16 protein-coding genes are annotated in these 16,992 nt (G+C 61.9%); 2 read left to right on the top strand and 14 right to left on the bottom strand.

Translation table 11 applies throughout. The features are described from left to right. From ACYVDE_RS03535 to ACYVDE_RS03520, 4 genes are all read right to left on the bottom strand, one after another. Positions 1–778 (bottom strand): acyl-CoA dehydrogenase family protein (locus ACYVDE_RS03535; RefSeq protein WP_460500102.1); only part of this gene is annotated, 778 nt, incomplete at its 3' end. Positions 779–881: 103 nt separating this feature from the next. Beyond that, positions 882–1,628 (bottom strand): SDR family NAD(P)-dependent oxidoreductase, encoded by a 747-nt coding sequence (locus tag ACYVDE_RS03530; RefSeq protein ID WP_460500101.1) that lies wholly within the window; start codon positions 1,626–1,628, stop codon positions 882–884. Between the two features lie 143 nt (positions 1,629–1,771). After that, the gene (locus ACYVDE_RS03525) at positions 1,772–3,589 is read right to left on the bottom strand and encodes an acyl-CoA dehydrogenase (RefSeq protein WP_460500100.1); all 1,818 of its coding nucleotides are present in this window, start codon (positions 3,587–3,589) and stop codon (positions 1,772–1,774) included. A 169-nt stretch (positions 3,590–3,758) separates the two neighbouring features. Continuing rightward, entirely contained in the window at positions 3,759–4,313 is a 555-nt protein-coding gene (locus ACYVDE_RS03520) for a Crp/Fnr family transcriptional regulator (RefSeq protein ID WP_460500099.1), read from the bottom strand. Between the two features lie 163 nt (positions 4,314–4,476). Here ACYVDE_RS03520 and ACYVDE_RS03515 point away from each other — a divergent pair, with 163 nt between their 5' ends. After that, positions 4,477–5,415: a D-2-hydroxyacid dehydrogenase gene (locus ACYVDE_RS03515; protein WP_460500098.1), complete on the top strand. Its 939-nt coding sequence runs from the start codon at positions 4,477–4,479 to the stop codon at positions 5,413–5,415. 205 nt (positions 5,416–5,620) lie between these two features. Here ACYVDE_RS03515 and ACYVDE_RS03510 read toward each other — a convergent pair whose 3' ends face one another. Both ACYVDE_RS03510 and ACYVDE_RS03505 read right to left on the bottom strand, forming a co-directional pair. Continuing rightward, on the bottom strand, positions 5,621–6,568 hold the full coding sequence (locus ACYVDE_RS03510) for a pectinesterase (RefSeq protein ID WP_460500097.1): 948 nt from the start codon (positions 6,566–6,568) through the stop codon (positions 5,621–5,623). A gap of 98 nt (positions 6,569–6,666) precedes the next feature. Further along, complete coding sequence (locus ACYVDE_RS03505; RefSeq protein ID WP_460500096.1) at positions 6,667–7,608, bottom strand: pectinesterase; 942 nt, start codon at positions 7,606–7,608, stop codon at positions 6,667–6,669. Between the two features lie 195 nt (positions 7,609–7,803). Here ACYVDE_RS03505 and ACYVDE_RS03500 point away from each other — a divergent pair, with 195 nt between their 5' ends. Continuing rightward, a complete protein-coding gene (locus ACYVDE_RS03500) occupies positions 7,804–8,718 on the top strand; it encodes a carboxypeptidase-like regulatory domain-containing protein (protein ID WP_460500095.1) in 915 nt (304 codons plus the stop codon). A 72-nt stretch (positions 8,719–8,790) separates the two neighbouring features. Here ACYVDE_RS03500 and ACYVDE_RS03495 read toward each other — a convergent pair whose 3' ends face one another. From ACYVDE_RS03495 to ACYVDE_RS03460, 8 genes are all read right to left on the bottom strand, one after another. Beyond that, a complete protein-coding gene (locus ACYVDE_RS03495; RefSeq protein WP_460500094.1) occupies positions 8,791–9,621 on the bottom strand; it encodes an enoyl-ACP reductase FabI in 831 nt (276 codons plus the stop codon). A gap of 100 nt (positions 9,622–9,721) precedes the next feature. Further along, positions 9,722–11,401 (bottom strand): DNA repair protein RecN, encoded by a 1,680-nt coding sequence (gene recN, locus ACYVDE_RS03490; protein ID WP_460500093.1) that lies wholly within the window; start codon positions 11,399–11,401, stop codon positions 9,722–9,724. 83 nt (positions 11,402–11,484) lie between these two features. Then, positions 11,485–12,417, bottom strand: a complete 933-nt coding sequence (porD, locus tag ACYVDE_RS03485; RefSeq protein ID WP_460500092.1) for a DUF4835 family protein — start codon at positions 12,415–12,417, stop codon at positions 11,485–11,487. Then, positions 12,414–13,070 carry a phosphopantothenoylcysteine synthetase/decarboxylase family protein gene (locus tag ACYVDE_RS03480; protein WP_460500091.1) on the bottom strand — a complete coding sequence of 219 codons (657 nt, stop codon included), beginning with the start codon at positions 13,068–13,070 and terminating at the stop codon, positions 12,414–12,416. Before ACYVDE_RS03480 ends, porD begins: the two co-directional genes overlap by 4 nt. 94 nt (positions 13,071–13,164) lie before the next feature. Next, a complete protein-coding gene (locus tag ACYVDE_RS03475) occupies positions 13,165–13,752 on the bottom strand; it encodes a phosphopantothenoylcysteine synthetase/decarboxylase family protein (protein WP_460500090.1) in 588 nt (195 codons plus the stop codon). Positions 13,753–13,902: 150 nt separating this feature from the next. Further along, positions 13,903–14,250 carry a DNA-directed RNA polymerase subunit omega gene (locus ACYVDE_RS03470; RefSeq protein ID WP_460500089.1) on the bottom strand — a complete coding sequence of 116 codons (348 nt, stop codon included), beginning with the start codon at positions 14,248–14,250 and terminating at the stop codon, positions 13,903–13,905. Positions 14,251–14,351: 101 nt separating this feature from the next. Then, a complete protein-coding gene (locus ACYVDE_RS03465; RefSeq protein WP_460500088.1) occupies positions 14,352–15,182 on the bottom strand; it encodes an outer membrane protein assembly factor BamD in 831 nt (276 codons plus the stop codon). Positions 15,183–15,281: 99 nt separating this feature from the next. Then, positions 15,282–16,992 (bottom strand): OstA-like protein (locus ACYVDE_RS03460; RefSeq protein ID WP_460500087.1); only part of this gene is annotated, 1,711 nt, incomplete at its 5' end.

Raw genomic sequence — 16,992 nt, 5'->3', positions numbered from 1 at the left:
GGCCCTGCGCAATGGCAAAGCCGTCGCCAAGGCCGCGCAGCAGGTTGGCGCGGGGCACGCGCACGTTCTCAAACCACACTTCGCCGTGCCCGTAGGGCGGGTCGTAGTCGCTGAAAGCGGGCAGCATGCGCTGGATGTTGATGCCGGGCGTGGCCAGCGGCACCAGCACCATACTGTGGCGGGCGTGGGGCGCGGCGTCGGGGTTCGAGAAACCCATGAAGATGGCCAGCTTGGCATTGGGATGGCCCAGGCCGGTGGCCCACCACTTGCGGCCGTTCAGCACCAGCTCGTCGCCGTCTTCCTGAATGGTGGCCTGCATATTGGTGGCATCGGAGGAGGCCACATCGGGCTCGGTCATGCAGAAGACGGAGCGAATTTCGCCGGCCAGCAGCGGCTGCAACCACTCCTGTTTCTGGGCTTCGGTGCCGAAGTAGTGCAGCACCTCCATGTTGCCGGTATCGGGCGCGTTGCAGTTGAACACGGTGGGCGCGAGCAAGCTGCGGCCAGTGGCCTCAGCAATGGGCGCGTATTCGAGCGTGCTGAGGCCGGCGCCGTGGGTGGCATCGGGCAGAAACAGATTCCAGAGGCCGGCGGCTTTGGCTTTGGCTTTCAGCGCTTCGACGACGGGCAGCACGCGCCAGGTTTGCCAATCGGGGCCGGCGTTGGCGGCGCGATTAGCGTCGTGATATTCATCTTCAATAGGCGCAATGTGCTCGGCCATAAAGGCCTGCACGCGGGCGAGGTAATCCTGGGAGCGGGGGCTGGGTGTGAAATCCATAGCTTTTCGTTCTGCCGGTGAAACTTCCCCCCGGCCTCTCTCTTCGGGGAGAGGAAAGCCTGACGCGAAGCAACCAGCGGTGGGGCTTAGGTTGGTTGAAATACTATGAAATCACCCCACTGTCAATCACCAGCTGGGTGCCGTTGGTGTAGCTGGAATCGTCGGAGGCCAGGTAAATGAATGCTTTGGCTACTTCCTCGGCGCGGCCTAGACGCTTCATGGGGCTGGCGGCCACCATTTGCTGCCGTAGCTCCTCCGGCGCGTCCTTGATGAGCGGCGTGTCGATGTAGTACGGGCAGAGGGCATTCACGCGCACGTTGCGGCGGGCAAACTCTTGCGCCGCAACACGGGTGAGGCCCAGCACGCCGTGCTTCGAGGCCACGTAGGCGCTCAGGCCGGGCGCGCCCTTCAGGCCGGCGAGCGACGACATGTTCACGATGACGCCCCCACCCTGCCGCACGAAGTGCGCCAGCTCGTGCTTCATGCACACGAATACGCCGGTGAGGTTCACGTCGACGATGCGCCGGAACGACTCCTCGCTGGTGTCGAGAAAGCTGAAAAAGCCTTCGCCGATGCCAGCATTGTTCAGCGCCACATCGAGCCGGCCGAATGTTGCGACCGTAGCCGCAATGGCCTGCTGAATACTGGCCGAATCGGTCACATCGAGCGGCGCAAACGTGGCTTTGGCCCCGGCCGCCTGCACTTCGGCCAAGGCGGCGGCGTGGTCGGAACCGGGCAGGTCGGCGATGACGACTTTGGCTCCTTCGGCCGCGGCAGCCACGGCGGCGGCACGGCCCAGCCCCGAGGCCCCGCCGGTAATGAAGACGACTTTATTTTCGAGCTTTTTCATGGTTCTGACGGAACGCCTCACCCCCCGGCCCCCTTTCCGATGGACAGGGGAGCCACGGCGGCCCGGACGATGTGGATAAAATTTTGAAAAATCGTTCGGCTCCCCATCTCCGTCGGAGAGGGGGCTGGGGGTGGGGCGCTTCGTCAGAACCACGCGTCCTGCATAGCCACCGTTACGGCATTGGGCGACTGCAGGCGCTTGGCCAGGCCGGGGGCTTTCACCAGCTCGTATTCGTAGAAATACTGGGCGGCCATGAGCTTGCCGTGGTAGAAATCCTGGTCGTCGGCGTGGGTGGCAGGCAGGGCTTGCTGGGCCACGGTGGCCTGCCGCAGCCACTGCCAGGCCACCACCACCAAGCCCGCCAGTTCCAGGTACAGCGTGGCATCGGCCAGGAAAAGCTCGTGGTTCTGGGCGGCCACGCCCAGCAGGTGGCCGGTGGTTTGTTGCAGCAGGCCTAGGTTTTTCGTGAGCTGCGCGGCCAGTGGTTGAAGCTCCGGCGCGGCTTCGGCGGCAGCAATGGCGGCCTGTATTTCTTCGAGCAGCAGAGCCACGGCCCGGCCGTCGTGCTGGGTTATTTTCCGACCCAGCAAGTCGAGTCCCTGAATGCCGGTGGTGCCCTCGTGAATGGGGTGAATGCGCGACTCGCGCCAGAACTGCTCCACCGGAAAATCGGTGGTGTAGCCCGCCCCGCCGTGCACCTGAATGGCGGCGCTGGTGCTCAGCACGCCCATTTCGGAGGGGTAGGTTTTGGCAATGGGCATCAGCAAGTCGAGCAGCAGCTCGGCGCGCTCCTTCTCGGCGCCTTCGCCGGCCCGGGCCACGTCCATGTAGTAGCTGCACTGCAGCAGCAGGCCCAGGGCGCCTTCCATGGTGGCTTTCTGGAAGAGCAGCATGCGCTTCACGTCGGCGTGCTGAATGATGGGGACCTGGGGCTTTGCCATGTCGCGGGCAGCCGCGGGGCGGCCCTGGGGCCGGGCGCGGGCGTATTCCAGCGCCGCGTAGTAGGCCGCAGTGCCGATGGCGGCCGCGCTCACGCCCACCGCCAGCCGGGCCTCGTTCATCATCTGGAACATGTAGCGCAGGCCTTGGTTGGGCAGGCCCACGAGGTAGCCGCGCGCGTCGTCGCTGCCGCCAATCATCAGGTGGGCAATGGGCGCGCCCTTGCAGCCCAGCTTGTGGTAGATGCCGGCCGTGACGACGTCGTTATCAATTAAATCGGCTGGTTGCGTACCGGCGTGCGGCAGGCCCTCGGCCACGCGCTGGCGCGGCACCGCAAACAGCGAAATGCCCCTGGCCCCGGCCGGCGCGCCCTTGATGCGGGCCAGCATGAGGTGTACCACGTTGTCGCAGGCATCGTGGTCGCCCGAGGAGATGTAGATTTTCTGGCCGCGCAGGCGATAGTAGCCTTCGTCAGTGGGCTCGGCGGCGGTGGTGATGTCGGAGAGCGAGCTGCCGGCGTCGGGCTCGGTGAGGGCCATGGTGCCCTGCCAGTTGCCGGCGTACATGTGCGGCGTGAAGGCGGCCGCCAGCTCGGGCGTGGCAAAGCTGCGCAGCAGGTTAGCCGCGCCCAGCGTGAGAAAGGGCGGCACGCTGGCCGAGTAGTTGGTAGCCTGCAGGGCAAATACCGCCGCGTTGTACACAGTGCCGGGCAGCTGCTGCCCGCCTTCCTCATAGCTGAACAGCGCGTTTATCCAGCCATCCTGCCCGAAGCGGCGCGTGATGGCCTGCATGCCGGGGTGCATCCGGATGCGGCCGTCGACGAGTTGCGGCTCCTGGCGGTCCATGTCGGTGAGCAAGGGGCGCAGGAGCTGGTCGGCGAAGCGGCCGGCGGTGTCGAGCACGAGGTCGATGGAGCCGCGGTCGTGGTCCTGGAAATATGGGAAGCGGTTCAGGCGCTCCACTCGCAGCACTTCGTGGAGCTGAAACGCGAGGTCGCGGCGCGAATAGGCTTGCTTGGCCATGCTGGCTAGGGTTTGGGTGGGAAGGGAGTGCGGTAAAAGTACCGGCTTCCCCCAACGGCCCCAATGACCTAGGTTAAGAAATGCGGCAAGTAGCAAAGGCGAGCATGACGTTCTTTTCCCCTTATATCATCTACCCTATTCCCCATTCCCTTTCACTCCTCCTCCCCTATCACAGCTGCGCCCGCATGCGGCTCAGGCTCTCTGGCTTCACGCCCAGGTAAGTAGCGATGTGCCGCTGCGGCACCTGCTGAATCAGTTCGGGGTTTTGGCGCAGCAGGGCGAGGTAGCGGGTGCGCAGGTCGTCCATCTGGAAGGCGCGCAGGCGCTCGGTGAGGCCGCACACCAGGTTTTCGTTGATGCGGCGGCCCAAGCGCTCGATGGGCGGCACGCGCCGGAACAGGCGGTTGAGGTCGGGAACCAGGATTTCGTGGGCCTGCACGTCGGTCAGGCATTCAAAATAGAGCTCGGTGGGCACCTGGGCCACGATGCTGAGCGTATCAAAGCAGAAGGAATCGGCGCCGTAGAAGGCACTGGTGACATCTTCACCGCGCACGAGGCGGTAGGCGCGGGCCAGACCGGCTTCGATGAAGTAGAGCCGGTCGGGCGGTGGGCCGGGGTGGAACAGCTCGGTACCCTTGCGAAAGGTGCGGGGCTGAATCACGGCCAGCGTTTGTTCCAGCTCAGCGTCGGTGAGGTGGGCGTGCTGTTGCAGGTAGGCGCGCATGCGAAAGGCAGAAAGCGCCACAGTAGCGCAGAAACAGGCTTTTATTTACCGGTGAGGCTGATTATTCACGAAAAGTACGGCGCCAGCGCAGCACCTTTGTCAGACGCCGGCTTTTTCCGGCTTGTCCTTGCCAGTTGCCTGCGGCCCGTGTGGCCGCCCCGCTATGCGCCTGTTCGTTTATTCGCCCCTCAGCGCCCTGGCCCGCGCCTATCTGCTGCAGCAGCTTCCGCCCGAAGTCGACGTTACGTTCAACGCCGACCTGGCTCCCGAAGACCAGTTTCCCACCTTTCAGGAAGCCGAAATTCTACTCGGCAACCCGCCGCCGGTGTGGCTGGCGGCCGGCCACTCGCCCCGCCTGCGCTTCTGGCAGATTGACTCGGCCGGCTTCGAGCGCTACCGCCAGCTGCGCCTGGCGCTGCCCGTGGCCAATATGGGCGACTTCTTTGCCTGGCCCTGCGCCGAAACCATGGTAGGCGGCCTGCTCGCCCTCTACCGCCACTTGGGCGAACTGGCCGTGCTGCAGGCCGAGAAGAAATGGGTGGGCGGCGCCTACGTGCGCAACCGCGCCGGCCAGCTGCGCGGCAAACGTGTGGTGGTGCTGGGCGCGGGCGCCATTGCGCTGGCCCTGCGCCAGCAACTCGGCGGCTTCGAGTGTGCGGTGCAGCTGCTGGCCCGCACCCATCCCGAAGCCCAACTGCGCTCCAAAGCCGACCTGAAAGCCGCCCTGCCCGAAACCGACATTGTTATCAACACCCTGCCCGGCAGCGCCGAGGGCTTTTTCTCGGCCGAGTTGCTTGATGCTATGCGCCCGGGCAGCTTCTACGCCAGTGTGGGCCGCGGCAACACCACCGACGAGCCGGCCCTCATCCGCCTGTTGCAAGCCGGCTACCTCGGCGGCGCCGTGCTCGACGTGACGGCCATCGAGCCCCTGCCCCCCGACAACCCACTCTGGAGCCTGCCCAACGTGCTGCTCACCCAGCACACTGGCGGCGGCCAGCCCCTCGAAGACGAAGGCAAGGTCGACGTGCTGCTGCGCAACCTCGAGAACCTGCGCCACGGCCGGCCGCTGGAGAATCTGGTGGACCTGAGCCGGGGGTATTAAGGTTCTTCTGTCATTGCGAGGCCGCAGGCCGTGGCAATCCTTCCTCTCGAAGCGACCAGCCTTTACGATGTGACACATTTTCTATTGAAAAGCGCCAGACCTCACCACGCCACAATGCGGGAGCTTTTCGCTGCTTAAAAGTTAGTCGCATTGGAAGGAAAGATTGCCGCGCTCCACTTCGTTCCGCTCGCAATGACAGAAGGTGCTACCTCCCCGGCATCCACGGTACCTCCGCCGTAAAAATCTCCTTCAGCGTGTAGCCCTTCGCCTCTTTGGCCGTGAGCTGATGCGACCACGGCACCCGCGCTGCCGCATTCGCGCCCGGCCCGGTGGAGCGAAATTCGGCGAAGTAGGCCGTCTTTTCGTTGGCCGGGTTTTTCCAGTTGTCCCAGCCGGCTGGCGCGATGTGGCGGCCCATTTCGGTATTCAGATACACCACTTTGGCATTGGGCCGCCAGGGCCGGCCGAGGTGCACCTTCTTGGCCAGGGCCGTATCGGCCGTCAGCTTGCAACTGAGAAACACGAAGCCGAAGCGCTGCCCCTCGGGCGTGGAAGCGGCCGTGATGAAGGAATTTTTCTTGCTCTTTATGAAGCAATGGTCGAACACGGCCGTGCTGGCGCCGAAGATGAAATCGGTGGTGCCTTCGAGGTAGCAATCCTGAAAATACTGGCGGGTGTGGCCGGTAGCCAGAAATAGAATGTCCTGGTTGCCCACCACGCGGCAGCGGCGGAACGTGGCGCGGTCGCCCTCCACATGCAGGGCCACGGCCTGGCCGGCAGTGTAGCCGGCCGTGTTTTCGAAAGTGACGTTCTCGGCCGTGAAGTCGTTGGCCTGCACCAGCACCGAGTGTGAGGAGTACGTATCGTGTCCGGCTGCGTCGCCGGTGTGGTCGGCGAAGGTGAGGATGGTGGTTTCGGCCTGCTCCCCTACCAGCCTGATGTGCGTTTTGAGCGTGGGCACCACCAGCTTTTCGCGGTAAGTGCCGGGCTTGATGCGAATGGTGACGGTCGTTTGCGACTGGTTAGGCACGGCATCCACGGCGGCCTGCACGGTGCGGAAAGTACCGCTGCCGTCGGGTGCCACGGTAATGGTGGCGGGCGTTTGGGCGAAGGCCGGGGTAACAGCCAGCAGCGCGAGAAGCAGAAGTTTCATAGAAGTAGCGCGAGCTTTTAGTTCGCGTCCATGGCTGAAATGACATTGATAAACCACCGGCGCGCGAGGCCGTGAACTAAAAGTTCGCACTACTGCCCCTACGGCTGCCAGCCGTGCAGCACGTTGTCGCGGGTGTACTGCCTGGCTTCGGCCGCCGTGAGCTGGTGCGACCACGGCACGCGCTGCTTCGGCGCGGCCCCCGGCCCGCTCGACTGATACTCGGCGTAGTAGGCAGTTTTCTTGTTCGACTCCTTGTCCCAGGGGTCCCAGCCTTCGGGCCGAATCATGGCCCCCAGTGTGCAATTCAGAAATACGGTTTTAGCGTAGGGCCGCCAGGGCCGGCCCAGGCCGAAGCTGCCGGCCGGCGCGTCGCCGCCGATGCGGCAGTGGCTGAACACGTAGCCGAATCGCGCCGTGTCGGGCGTGCTGGCGGCCGTGACGAACCCGCCGCGCTTGCAGAAAATCTCGCAGTCTTCGAACCACGCCGTGCTCGAACCGAAGATGAAATCTACGGTGCCCTCAATGTAGCAACTCTTGTAAAACTGCCGGCTGCCGCGCCCATACGTGTACAATGTATCCTGAAACCCTAGAAACCGGCAGTTTATAAACGCGGCCTTGTCGCCATCGACCCACACGGCCACCGCCTGCCCCACCGGCCCCGATGAATTCTGAAACGTCAGGTTCTCGGCCGAAAAATCGGTACCGTAGATGTAGCAGCTCGCCGAGCCCGACGTGCCCTTGTCTTCCCCAAAAATATTCTTCTTCTGGTTGTAGTCGTCGTAGGTCAGGATGGTCAAATCTCGGTCTTCGCCAATGAGTTTCACCAGCTGCTTCGAGCCGGCCAGAATCAGCTTCTCCTTGTAAATGCCCTTTTTTACAAAGATGGTCGTCACCTTCTTGCGAAAGTCCGGCACCGCATTGAAGGCTTCCTGCACGGTGCGAAACTGCCCGCTGCCATCCTGCGCCACCACAAAATCGTAGCCCCAGGCCCGGCCCAGCCCGCCGCAGCTTAGCAGCAGTAGCAGCAATAGATTTTTCATGGTTCGGGAGGTAGTTGCGGCCGCAACTTACCGGCCGCCCCGGTCAATTGGCGCGGCCGGGTGCGGGTATTTTCGCGCAATCGTTGCCGGGAACGATGACGCGAGGCCGGCAAAAAAACATTTGCGGCCGGTGGCTTATGTAATTCCGGCGCGGGCCGCATCAGCCTGCCACTTCCAATTTCTAAAGCTTCGCTGATGCGGTCTTTACTACTCTTGTTTTGCGGCGTCTGGCTGCTGCCCCACTTTGCGCGTGCGCAAACTACTGTTTCCGGGCGCGTGGTCGATGCCAAATCCGGCGATGGATTACCGGGCGTCTCCGTGCTGCAAACCGGTACGCTCAACGGCGTTTCCGCCGATATCGAAGGCCGCTTCTCCCTCGCCCTGCCATCGACGGCCGACAGTATTGCGCTCACGTTCTCCAGTATCGGCTACGTTACACAGCAGCGCCACGTGGCCGCCGGCAGTACCAGCATCGTGCGGCTGGTAGTCAATACCAGGCAGATTATCGACTGCGAAATAATACAGCCGCTCGCCGAAGTCGGCCTGAGCAGCGGAGTCCGCTACGCTCCCTTCGGCGGTACCCTGAAACTATACGGGCCACGGCTGGTGCGGCTGCCCATCACGGCCAGCGTGGCCTGCCAAACCAACTTTAGCAGCAACCAGGTAGTCACTGCCGGCCTGAACCTACATAGCATACGGCCGGGGCGCCACTTCACCATTTACCCCAGCCTCGACTACCAGCACCTGCGGGCCGCGCCGGCCAACCTGCTGTTCAGCAGCTACACGGCCACGGCAAGTACATCAATTTACAGTATCGGGGCCGCGTGGCTACCCAATCTACTCCTGGGAGGCGGCTACGCGCAGCTCAGCCCCCTTACCGCCGAAGCGCCAGCTACGGCAGCGGGCTACGGCTACCTGTTTGGCCTCAGCAGCTCGCAGTTGCCACTGAACATGGTGGGTAGCGCGCAGGCCACGCGCTGGCCCGGCGGCTGGCAATGGCAGGCCCGGCTGCAGCACTACCTGCCAGGGCGCTTGTTGGCCGGCGTAGCCTTCAACCAAGTGCGCAGCTATACCGAATTCTCATTAACAATCAGGCGCACCTTGTATTAGCCTGGGGCTACGTAAGCCCAACAAAAAAGCCCGGCCAATTGGCCGGGCTTTTCCTTTTTCAACAAATCAGCATTACTCCTGCATGCCCGAAACCTTCGTCAGCACGTCCACCATCTCAGCCGAGATGCCGGTGGTGCTGAAGCCACCGTCGTGCATCAGGTTCTGCATGGTCACGTAACGGGTCAGGTCCGAGAACAGCGAGATGCAGTAGTCGGCGCAGGCCTCGGCCGGGGCGTTGCCCAGCGGCGACATCATGTCGGCGAAGTTGTAGAAGGCGTCGAAGCCCGTGATGCCGGTGCCGGCCGTGGTTTTGGTGGGCGACTGCGATACCGTGTTCACGCGCACCTTTTTCAGCTTGCCGAAGCGCTGGCCGTAGCTGCGGGCAATGCTTTCGAGCATGGCCTTGGCCTGCGTCATGTCGGTGTAGTCGAGGAAGGCGCGCTGGGCGGCGATGTAGCTCAGGGCCACAATGCTGCCCCACTCGTTCATGGCGTCGAGCTTCTCAGCCACGGCCATCATCTTATGGAACGACAGGGCCGACACGTCGATGGTCTGGTTGAAGAATTTGTAGTCCAGCTCGCCGTAGTGCTTCTTTTTGCGAATGTTGGCGCTCATGCCAATGCTGTGCAGCACGAAGTCAATCTTGCCGCCAAGCTTCTCCTGCGCGCCCGAAAACAGCGCCTCCAGCTCCTCGGTCGAAGTAGCGTCGGCCGGGATAATGGGCGCGTTGCACTCCTCGCTCAGCTTGTTGATTTCGCCCATGCGCATGGCCAGCGGCGCGTTGGTGAGCACGAAGCGTGCCCCTTCGGCGTGCGCCCGCTGGGCCACTTTCCAGGCAATGGATTGGTCGTTGAGCGCGCCGGAAATAATGCCGACTTTGCCGGCGAGGAGGTTATTTGACATTGGGTGAATGAGTGAATGAGTGAATGGGTGAATGGCACAGTCACTTCGACAGCTTCTCCATTTCAGCGCAAGTTAGCCATTCACCCATTCACTCATTCGCTCATTCACCCATTGAAACGGCCTCCCCGCGCAGCGCCAGCAGCTCGCGGGCGCTCTGGAAGGCATTTTCGCTGGGCTTGGCGCCCGCAATCATGTGCGCAATTTCTTTGATGCGGTCATCCTGGTTCAGCTCGCGGATGCGGCTCACGGTGCGGTCGGCGCGGTCTTCCTTATACACGAAGTAGTGCACATCGCCGGCCGCCGCCATCTGCGGCAGGTGCGAAATAGCCACGAGCTGGTGCTTCTGCGCCATCTGCTGCATCATGCGGCCTACCTTCACCGCGATTTCGCCCGAAATACCGGTGTCAATCTCGTCGAATACTATTGTCGGCAAAGCCGTCTTATCGGCCAGCATGTACTTGATGCACAGCATCAGGCGCGAGAACTCGCCCCCTGAGGCGGCTTTGCTTAGCGTCTGGGGCTGCGCACCCTTGTTGGCGGTGAAGAGGATGCTCACCACGTCGATGCCGCTGGTGGCCGGCGCGCCGGTGCTGTGCTGTACCACGATGCGGGCGTTGGGCATGCCCAAATCGGCCAGCAGCAGCCCCAGCTGCTTCTCAAACTGCGGAAACGACTTGCGCCGGCTTTCCGACAGCTTGCTGCCCTGCTTGGTCACGGCCGCCAACGCCGCGTCGGAGTCTTTGCGCAGGCGGTTGATTTCCTTGTCCAGGTTCAGCACCGAGCCCACTTTCTGGCGCAGCGCGTCGCGCACCGCAATCAGGGCGGGCAGGTCGCGGGCCTGGTGCTTGCGCTGCAGGGTGTAGAGCACATTCAGGCGGTCCTGCAGCTCCTCGGCGCGGGCGGGGTCGCCCTCGGTGCGGCGCTCGGCAGTTTCCACCTCGTCGGCAATGTCGTGCAGTTCAATCAGGCAGGAGTTCAGCCGCTCGCGTAGCTCCTGGAAGTTATCGGCGTAGCTGGCCACCTGGCCCAGCAGGCCCACGGCTTCCTTCAGGTTGCCGGTGGCGCAGGTTTCGCTGTCGCGCAGGCCGTGCAGGGCCTGGCTCAGCTTGTATTTGATTTCCTCGGCGTGCTCGAGCTGCTTGATTTCCTGCTCCAGCGCGTCCTGGTCCTCGTTGTCCAGCTTGGCTTCCTCCAGCTCGTTCAGCAGAAAGCTGTTGTAATCGAGTTCCTTGCTGGCCTGCGCGGCCTGGCTTTCCAGCGCCTGCAGGTCGGTTTCGAGCTTGCGGTACTGCCGGTAGGCGTGGCTGTACATGGTGCGCTGCGGCACCAGCCCGGCGTACAAATCCAGCAAATTCAATTGAAAAACGCCATCACCCAGCAGCAGCGTGTCGTGCTGCGAGTGAATGTCCATCAGGTTGGCCCCGATTTTCCGCAGCGCCTCCAGCGTTACCGGCGTGTCGTTCACAAAGGCGCGCGACTTTCCATTCGGGCTGATTTCGCGCCGCAAAATGCAGTGCGTGTCATAATCCAAATCCTCAGCCTCGAAAATATCCTGCAGCTGGTAGTTGGCAATATCAAATTGCCCCTCAATCACGCATTTGCGCTCGGTATCGAACAGCATGCGCGAATCGGCCCGGTTGCCTAGCAACAGCCCAATCGCGCCCAGCATAATGGATTTGCCGGCCCCGGTTTCGCCCGTAATAATGTTCAGCAGCGGCGACGGACGCAATTCCAGCTGCTCAATCAGCGCGTAATTCTTAATTCGTAAATCGACTAGCATTATACTTTAATTATGAATTTTGAATTATGCGTTATGAATTAGCAAGTTACCTTAACAACCATTCATAATTTATAACGCATAATTTACCTCAGCAGCGTTTGATATTTGGTCGAATTGGTCGGGTCTACGTCGGTTAGCATCGTCACGACCTGTTGCTTGAGCTGCGCATCGGTGCTGGTGCGGAAAACATTGGTAATCTCGTCCGACTTTGCATCGAAAAACGCGCGCACAAACAGCGTACCGGGCCGCGTGAGGGCGGCTTTCTGCACGCCCGTCAGCGCCATCAGCACCGAGGCGCGGGCATCGTCGGGCTTCTCGATGAAAATGTCCATGCCCTGCCGGTAGTAGCTGTAGAGACTGGTGCGGAAGGCTTCGAGCTGCGGGTCGAGCAGGTTATCGAGCAGCCAGTGGCGCTCGCGGGCGCCGGTACCGCGCCACCCTTCATCGGGCTCGGTGGTTTGCGTCTGGTTAGCCGTGTAGTTCACAATGGTACGGGCCTGCTCGTAGTAGGTGGTGCCGCCGAGGCGGGCAAACGAGTCGCGGTCGAGCCCAATTACCAAGTTGGCGTAGAAGCCCAGCAGCGAGGCCAGGTTGGAGGTGAAGCTATTGGCCGAGTACGACAGCGGGTTCTGCGGCGAGTAATTGAAATTGAAGTTCTTATCAACTAAGCTCACCACGTTGGTTTCGTAGCCGGTGCCGTACACCGGGCGCGTCGAAATCAGGCGCATGGTGCAGCTGTAAGTGCCGTTCACCGGAATGGCCGTGATGCCGATGAACATCTTGCAGCGGATGCGCTCACCGGGCTGGTAGGTGAGGTTGGTCCAGGCCTGGGTATTGAGCAGGTTGCGGATGTCGTTCTGCATCTGCGTCACAATGCTCGGGTCCGAAATCGTCACGTTTTCGGTCGATACGCGCACCTCGGCCAGCAGTTCCTGGGCGCGGGCGGGGCCGGGCACGAGCAGCCCCAGCAGCAGCAGCACGGGCAGCGGCCGGGCCGCGAGAAAAAATCGCATCATACGTTTGGAGAAATGGGCCGGCGGGCCAGAATCAAACTAACCAGTCCGCGCGCCACGTCGGCTTTGGACTGCAACTCAAAATTAACGATTTGGCCGGCGGCATCCAGCACGGTCACCTTGTTGGTGTCGTGCCCGAAACCTGCCCCCGCGTCGCGCAGCGAATTCAGCACCACGAGGTCGAAATTCTTGCGCCGCAGCTTGCCCTCGGCGTGGGCCAGCTCGTTCGTCGTTTCCAACGCAAAACCGACGGCAAATTGTTCAGCGCGCTTGCGCTGGCCCAGCGTGGCGGCAATGTCCACGTTTTTCACCAGCTCCAGCGTCAGCGTTTCGCCCGATTTCTTGATTTTTTCGCTGGCTACCTGCGCCGGCCGGTAGTCGGCCACGGCGGCGGCAAACACCCATACGTCGGCCTCGGCCGCCACTTTTTCCGCCGCCGCAAACATCTCGGCCGCCGTTTCTACCCGCACGGTGCGGATGCGGGGGCTGGCCGGGTCGGGCAGCTGGCTGGGGCCGCTCACGAGCGTCACGTCGGCGCCCTCGGCAGCGAAAGCTTCGGCCAGCGCGTAGCCCATCTTGCCCGTCGAGCGGTTGCCGAGAAAGCGGACGGGGTCGAGGGGCTCGTAGGTAGGGCCGGCGGTGAGGAGGACGTGCACTTTGCGAGGGTTGAGTTTTGAGGGTTGAATGTTGAGTTGAACGGGAATGCTTAGTTAAAAGAGAATCGTAAAATCTCTCCTTCCAACGCAACAATCAACCCTCAAAACTCAACACTTCGATAAGTTTCGCCACCATATCCTCTGGCTCCAGCATGCGGCCGGGGCCGCGCAGGCCGCTGGCCAGCTCGCCGCTGGGCGATTCGAACACGTGGTTGCCGTAGCTGCGCAGGCGGGCCAGGTTCTGCGTCACGGCCGGGTGGGCGTACATGTCGAGGTCCATGGCCGGCGCCAGGAATACCGGGCAACGGGCCGACAGATATACCGCGCACAGCAGGTTTGGGCACAGGCCGTTGGCCAGCTGGCCGATAGTGTTGGCGCTGGCCGGGGCAATCAGCAGCGCGTCGGCCCACAGGCCCAGCTCCACGTGGTTGTGCCACTCGCCGGCGGCCGCATCGCGCAAAAAACCCGTGAGCACCGGCTTTTTCGAGAGCGTGCCCAGCGTGAGCGGCGTGACGAAAGCGGCGGCCGCTTCGGTGAGAATCACCTGCACTTCGGCCCCAGCCTGCACCAGCAGACGCGTGAGCGGGGCGGCTTTATAGGCCGCGATGCTGCCGCTCACGCCCAGCAGAATGCGGCGGCCGGCGAGGGCAGATGCGGAAGTGGGGATGGTGGAATCGGACATGGAAAGCGGGCTTATAAAACAAAGAACGTCATGCAGAGCGCAGCGAAGCATCTTTACCGCAGCAGTAAATGATTTTACTATTGCGGTAAAGATGCTTCGCTGCGCTCTGCATGACGTTCGTTTTCAGCAGTCTAAACTGCTAAATGCGATTTAGAACAGCTCGCGCGGAATCTGCACTTCTTCCGGCTCGGGCGTAGTGTAGGCAATTTTGCCCTGCAGGAACTCCTCGATGGCCAGGCTAGTGGGCTTGGGCATGCGCTCGTACTGCTTCGACACCTCGATTTGCTCGCGGTTCTCGAATACTTCTTCCAGGTTATCAACCGTCGAGGCAAACTCGGCCAGACGGTCGTTCAGCTCCTCTTTCAGCTTCAGCGACAGCTGGTTGGCGCGCTTCGAAATCACGGCGATGGCCTCGTACACGTTGCCGTTGTCACCGGTCATGTCGGCGATGTTGCGCGTGACGATGGAGCTCGGTACGGCGTTGGGATTCGGTTTCATGGGCTATTGTTTTGTTTCTCGTTTCTTGTTTCTAGGTTCCGGCTGAGGAGGTGCAATGGCTCGGCGATTAACCAGGAACCAGCAACCCCAAACCAGCAACTTTAGTTGGCCGCGGCGGTGGACACGTTTTTCAGCCGGGCAATTTCGCTCTGGCTGGTGTCGTACATGGCCAGGGCAGCTTTCAGGTTTTTGCTTTGCGGATACGCATCCACGAACTGCTGGTAGAAGTTGACCACCTCCAGATAACGCTCGCGCTGCTTGGTTTCGATGCTTTCCTGGGCCCAGGCATATTGGGCGCTAATACGCAGGAAGGCCGCCTGCTCGGCGTAGGCCGACGCCGGGTAGTTCAGCTGGAAATTGGTGAGGGCCGTCACGGCCGCTTGGTTGTAGCGCAACGAGTAGTACAGGCGCGCGCTTTCGAACGCTTTGTTTTCCAGCTTCTTTTGCAGCGTCTGGGCCATGCCGTCCACCTCGCCCTTGAACTTGCTGTCACCGTAGCGATTCAGGAAATCCTGGATGGATTCGAGCGCGGAAACCGTATTTGTCTGGTCGAGCTCGTAGCCCGGCGAGTCCAGAAACAGCGACTTGGCGTGCAGGTAGGCGGCTTCCTCGGCGTACTCCGAATTGGGGTACGTATCGGTGAACGATTTGAAATAGAAGGCACTGAGCACGTAGTTGCGCTGCTTGTAGTTCGTGTTGGCGAAGTAGAACTGGGCCTTTTCGGCCTCGGGCCGGCCTTTCAGCAGCGGAATCAGGTCTTCGAGCAGCGTGCCGGCCCGGAAGTAGTCGCCCTTCTCGTAGTACTGAATGGCGGCTTCGTATTTTTTATTCACGTCGGGGCTCTTCAGCAGGCGCTGGTAGCCGCTGGCGCAAGCGCCGAGCAGCAACGTGGTAACGAGCAGGAAGAGAACCGGAAGGCGGGAAATCGGCATAAGGGGTGCAAAGGTAACGATTTGAGCCCGGGGAGGCAAGCCGGCGCCCATGCCGGGCCGGCAGCAGCAAGAGTGCCGCGGCGCGGGCAAAGGTTGCAGCTAGCGCTTAGCGGAGCTGGCCGGCCCCGCCGAAGCGGCCGACGGCGTGGGTTTGGCGGGGGCTTTGGGGGCGGTTTTGGCCGGCGTTTTCTTCGGAGCCGGCTTTTTGGTGGTGCGCTTGGGCGTGGCTTTTTTCTTCGCGGGCTTCTTTTTGGGGCGGTCGTCGAACTGCTTGCCCAGCACCTGGCGGCGGGTGGGCCGTTCCTTCGCCCGCCAGGCGTAGCCTTTCAGACGCTCGTCGTCGGGCTTCAGTTCATGGGTCGGAATGAACCGGGCCTCGGGGTTGGTCAGTACTGATATCTTGTTCAGCTTGTTATCGGCAAAGAGCAGGCGCATATTGGCCGAGAGCATACGGTTCATGCCCGTGACGGCGGTGTCGCCGTCGAGCGCATAAAAGATGCTTTCGGCGTTGCCCAGCACATCCACGCGGCGCATCTTGTCGTCGCGGAAATACGCGCGCATGCTGCGCCCCTTGGTCTGGTTGAAGTTCAGCAGCGTGTCTTGGTTCACGGCAAACGCATTGCCGAACAGGCGCAGCTCATCCACCTTGCCGCGCTTCGAGCGAATCTGCATCGAGTCGGACGTAAGCTGGTTTCTGGTGTGCCAGAGCACGGGGTCCTGGTTCAGGTAAATGATGCTGTCCTGCCGGTCGTAGGTCAGCGAGTCGCAGATGCCCTGCATGGCGCCCCGGAAAATCTGCACCTTCGGATAGGCGTAGAGCACGGTGCGCTTGGTGGTCTGGCCGGGCCGGGCTTCCACACTAACGAGCGTGTCGGCGGCCATGTAGAGCGTGTCTTTCTGGCTGATGTTGCGCACCACCGGGCGGCCGCCGTAGAGCTTGGTGCGGCCCAGCGCGCGCCAGTAGCGGCCGAGGTCGCCGCGCAGCGTGAGGTTGTCTTTTTTGGAAATCAGCGATACGTGCCCCTTCGCCACGCCGTACTGTTTCAACTCGTCATACACCAGCTGGTCGCCGCCGAGCAGGTAGTTGGGCGTATCGATTTTGGCGTTTTTCTTGAAATCCGATACCCGCGTGATGGTGTTGTAGTTGCCGCCCTCGGCGTAGAGGTTGCCCTGCTTGCCCTTGATGCGGGTGGGGCCGTTGAAGTAGGCAATTTTGCTGACCGTGTTATAGCGCAGCGTGTCGTTGTTGAGTTCCGAGTCGGGCGTGACGAGGTGCACGTCGCGCTTAAAAACGAAGACTTTGGTATTGGTGTCGTAGAAGCCCTGCTGGCTGTCGAGGGTATTCTGCGGGTCGGTGAGGTGGCCGGTTTCGGTGTAGGCGGCCGTTTTGCGGTTCAGGTCGTAGTCGAGGCTGGGTGTGGTCAGCGTCATGCGGGTGTCGCGCATCACCACGTTGCCGGTCATGCGGGCGGTGCGCTTGGCGCCGTCGTAAAAGCCGTGGTCGCCGGTGATAGTCATGGTGTCGCTCTGCACCACGCGCACGTTGCTGAAGGCTTCGACTTCATTGCGGTCGAGGTACTGATACGCCGAATCGCAGTAGAGAAACACGTCGTCCTGCCGGAAACTGACATTGCCGAGCAGCTTGCGAATTTTGGCATCACCAAAAATGCCGCCCACCAACTCACCCGTCGTAAGCAATAAAATAGGAGAGCCTTTGAGGGCTGATGGCATTGTGGGTGCTGGCCGGGGGCCACGCGGCACGGCAGGGCGCACCACCGTGGGCGTTTGCGCAGGCTGGAGCGGCGGGGCT

The sequence above is a fragment of the Hymenobacter agri genome, assembly GCF_054778495.1.
Note: the sequence above shows the minus strand (reverse complement) of the source record. Positions and strands in the feature narration are given on the sequence as shown.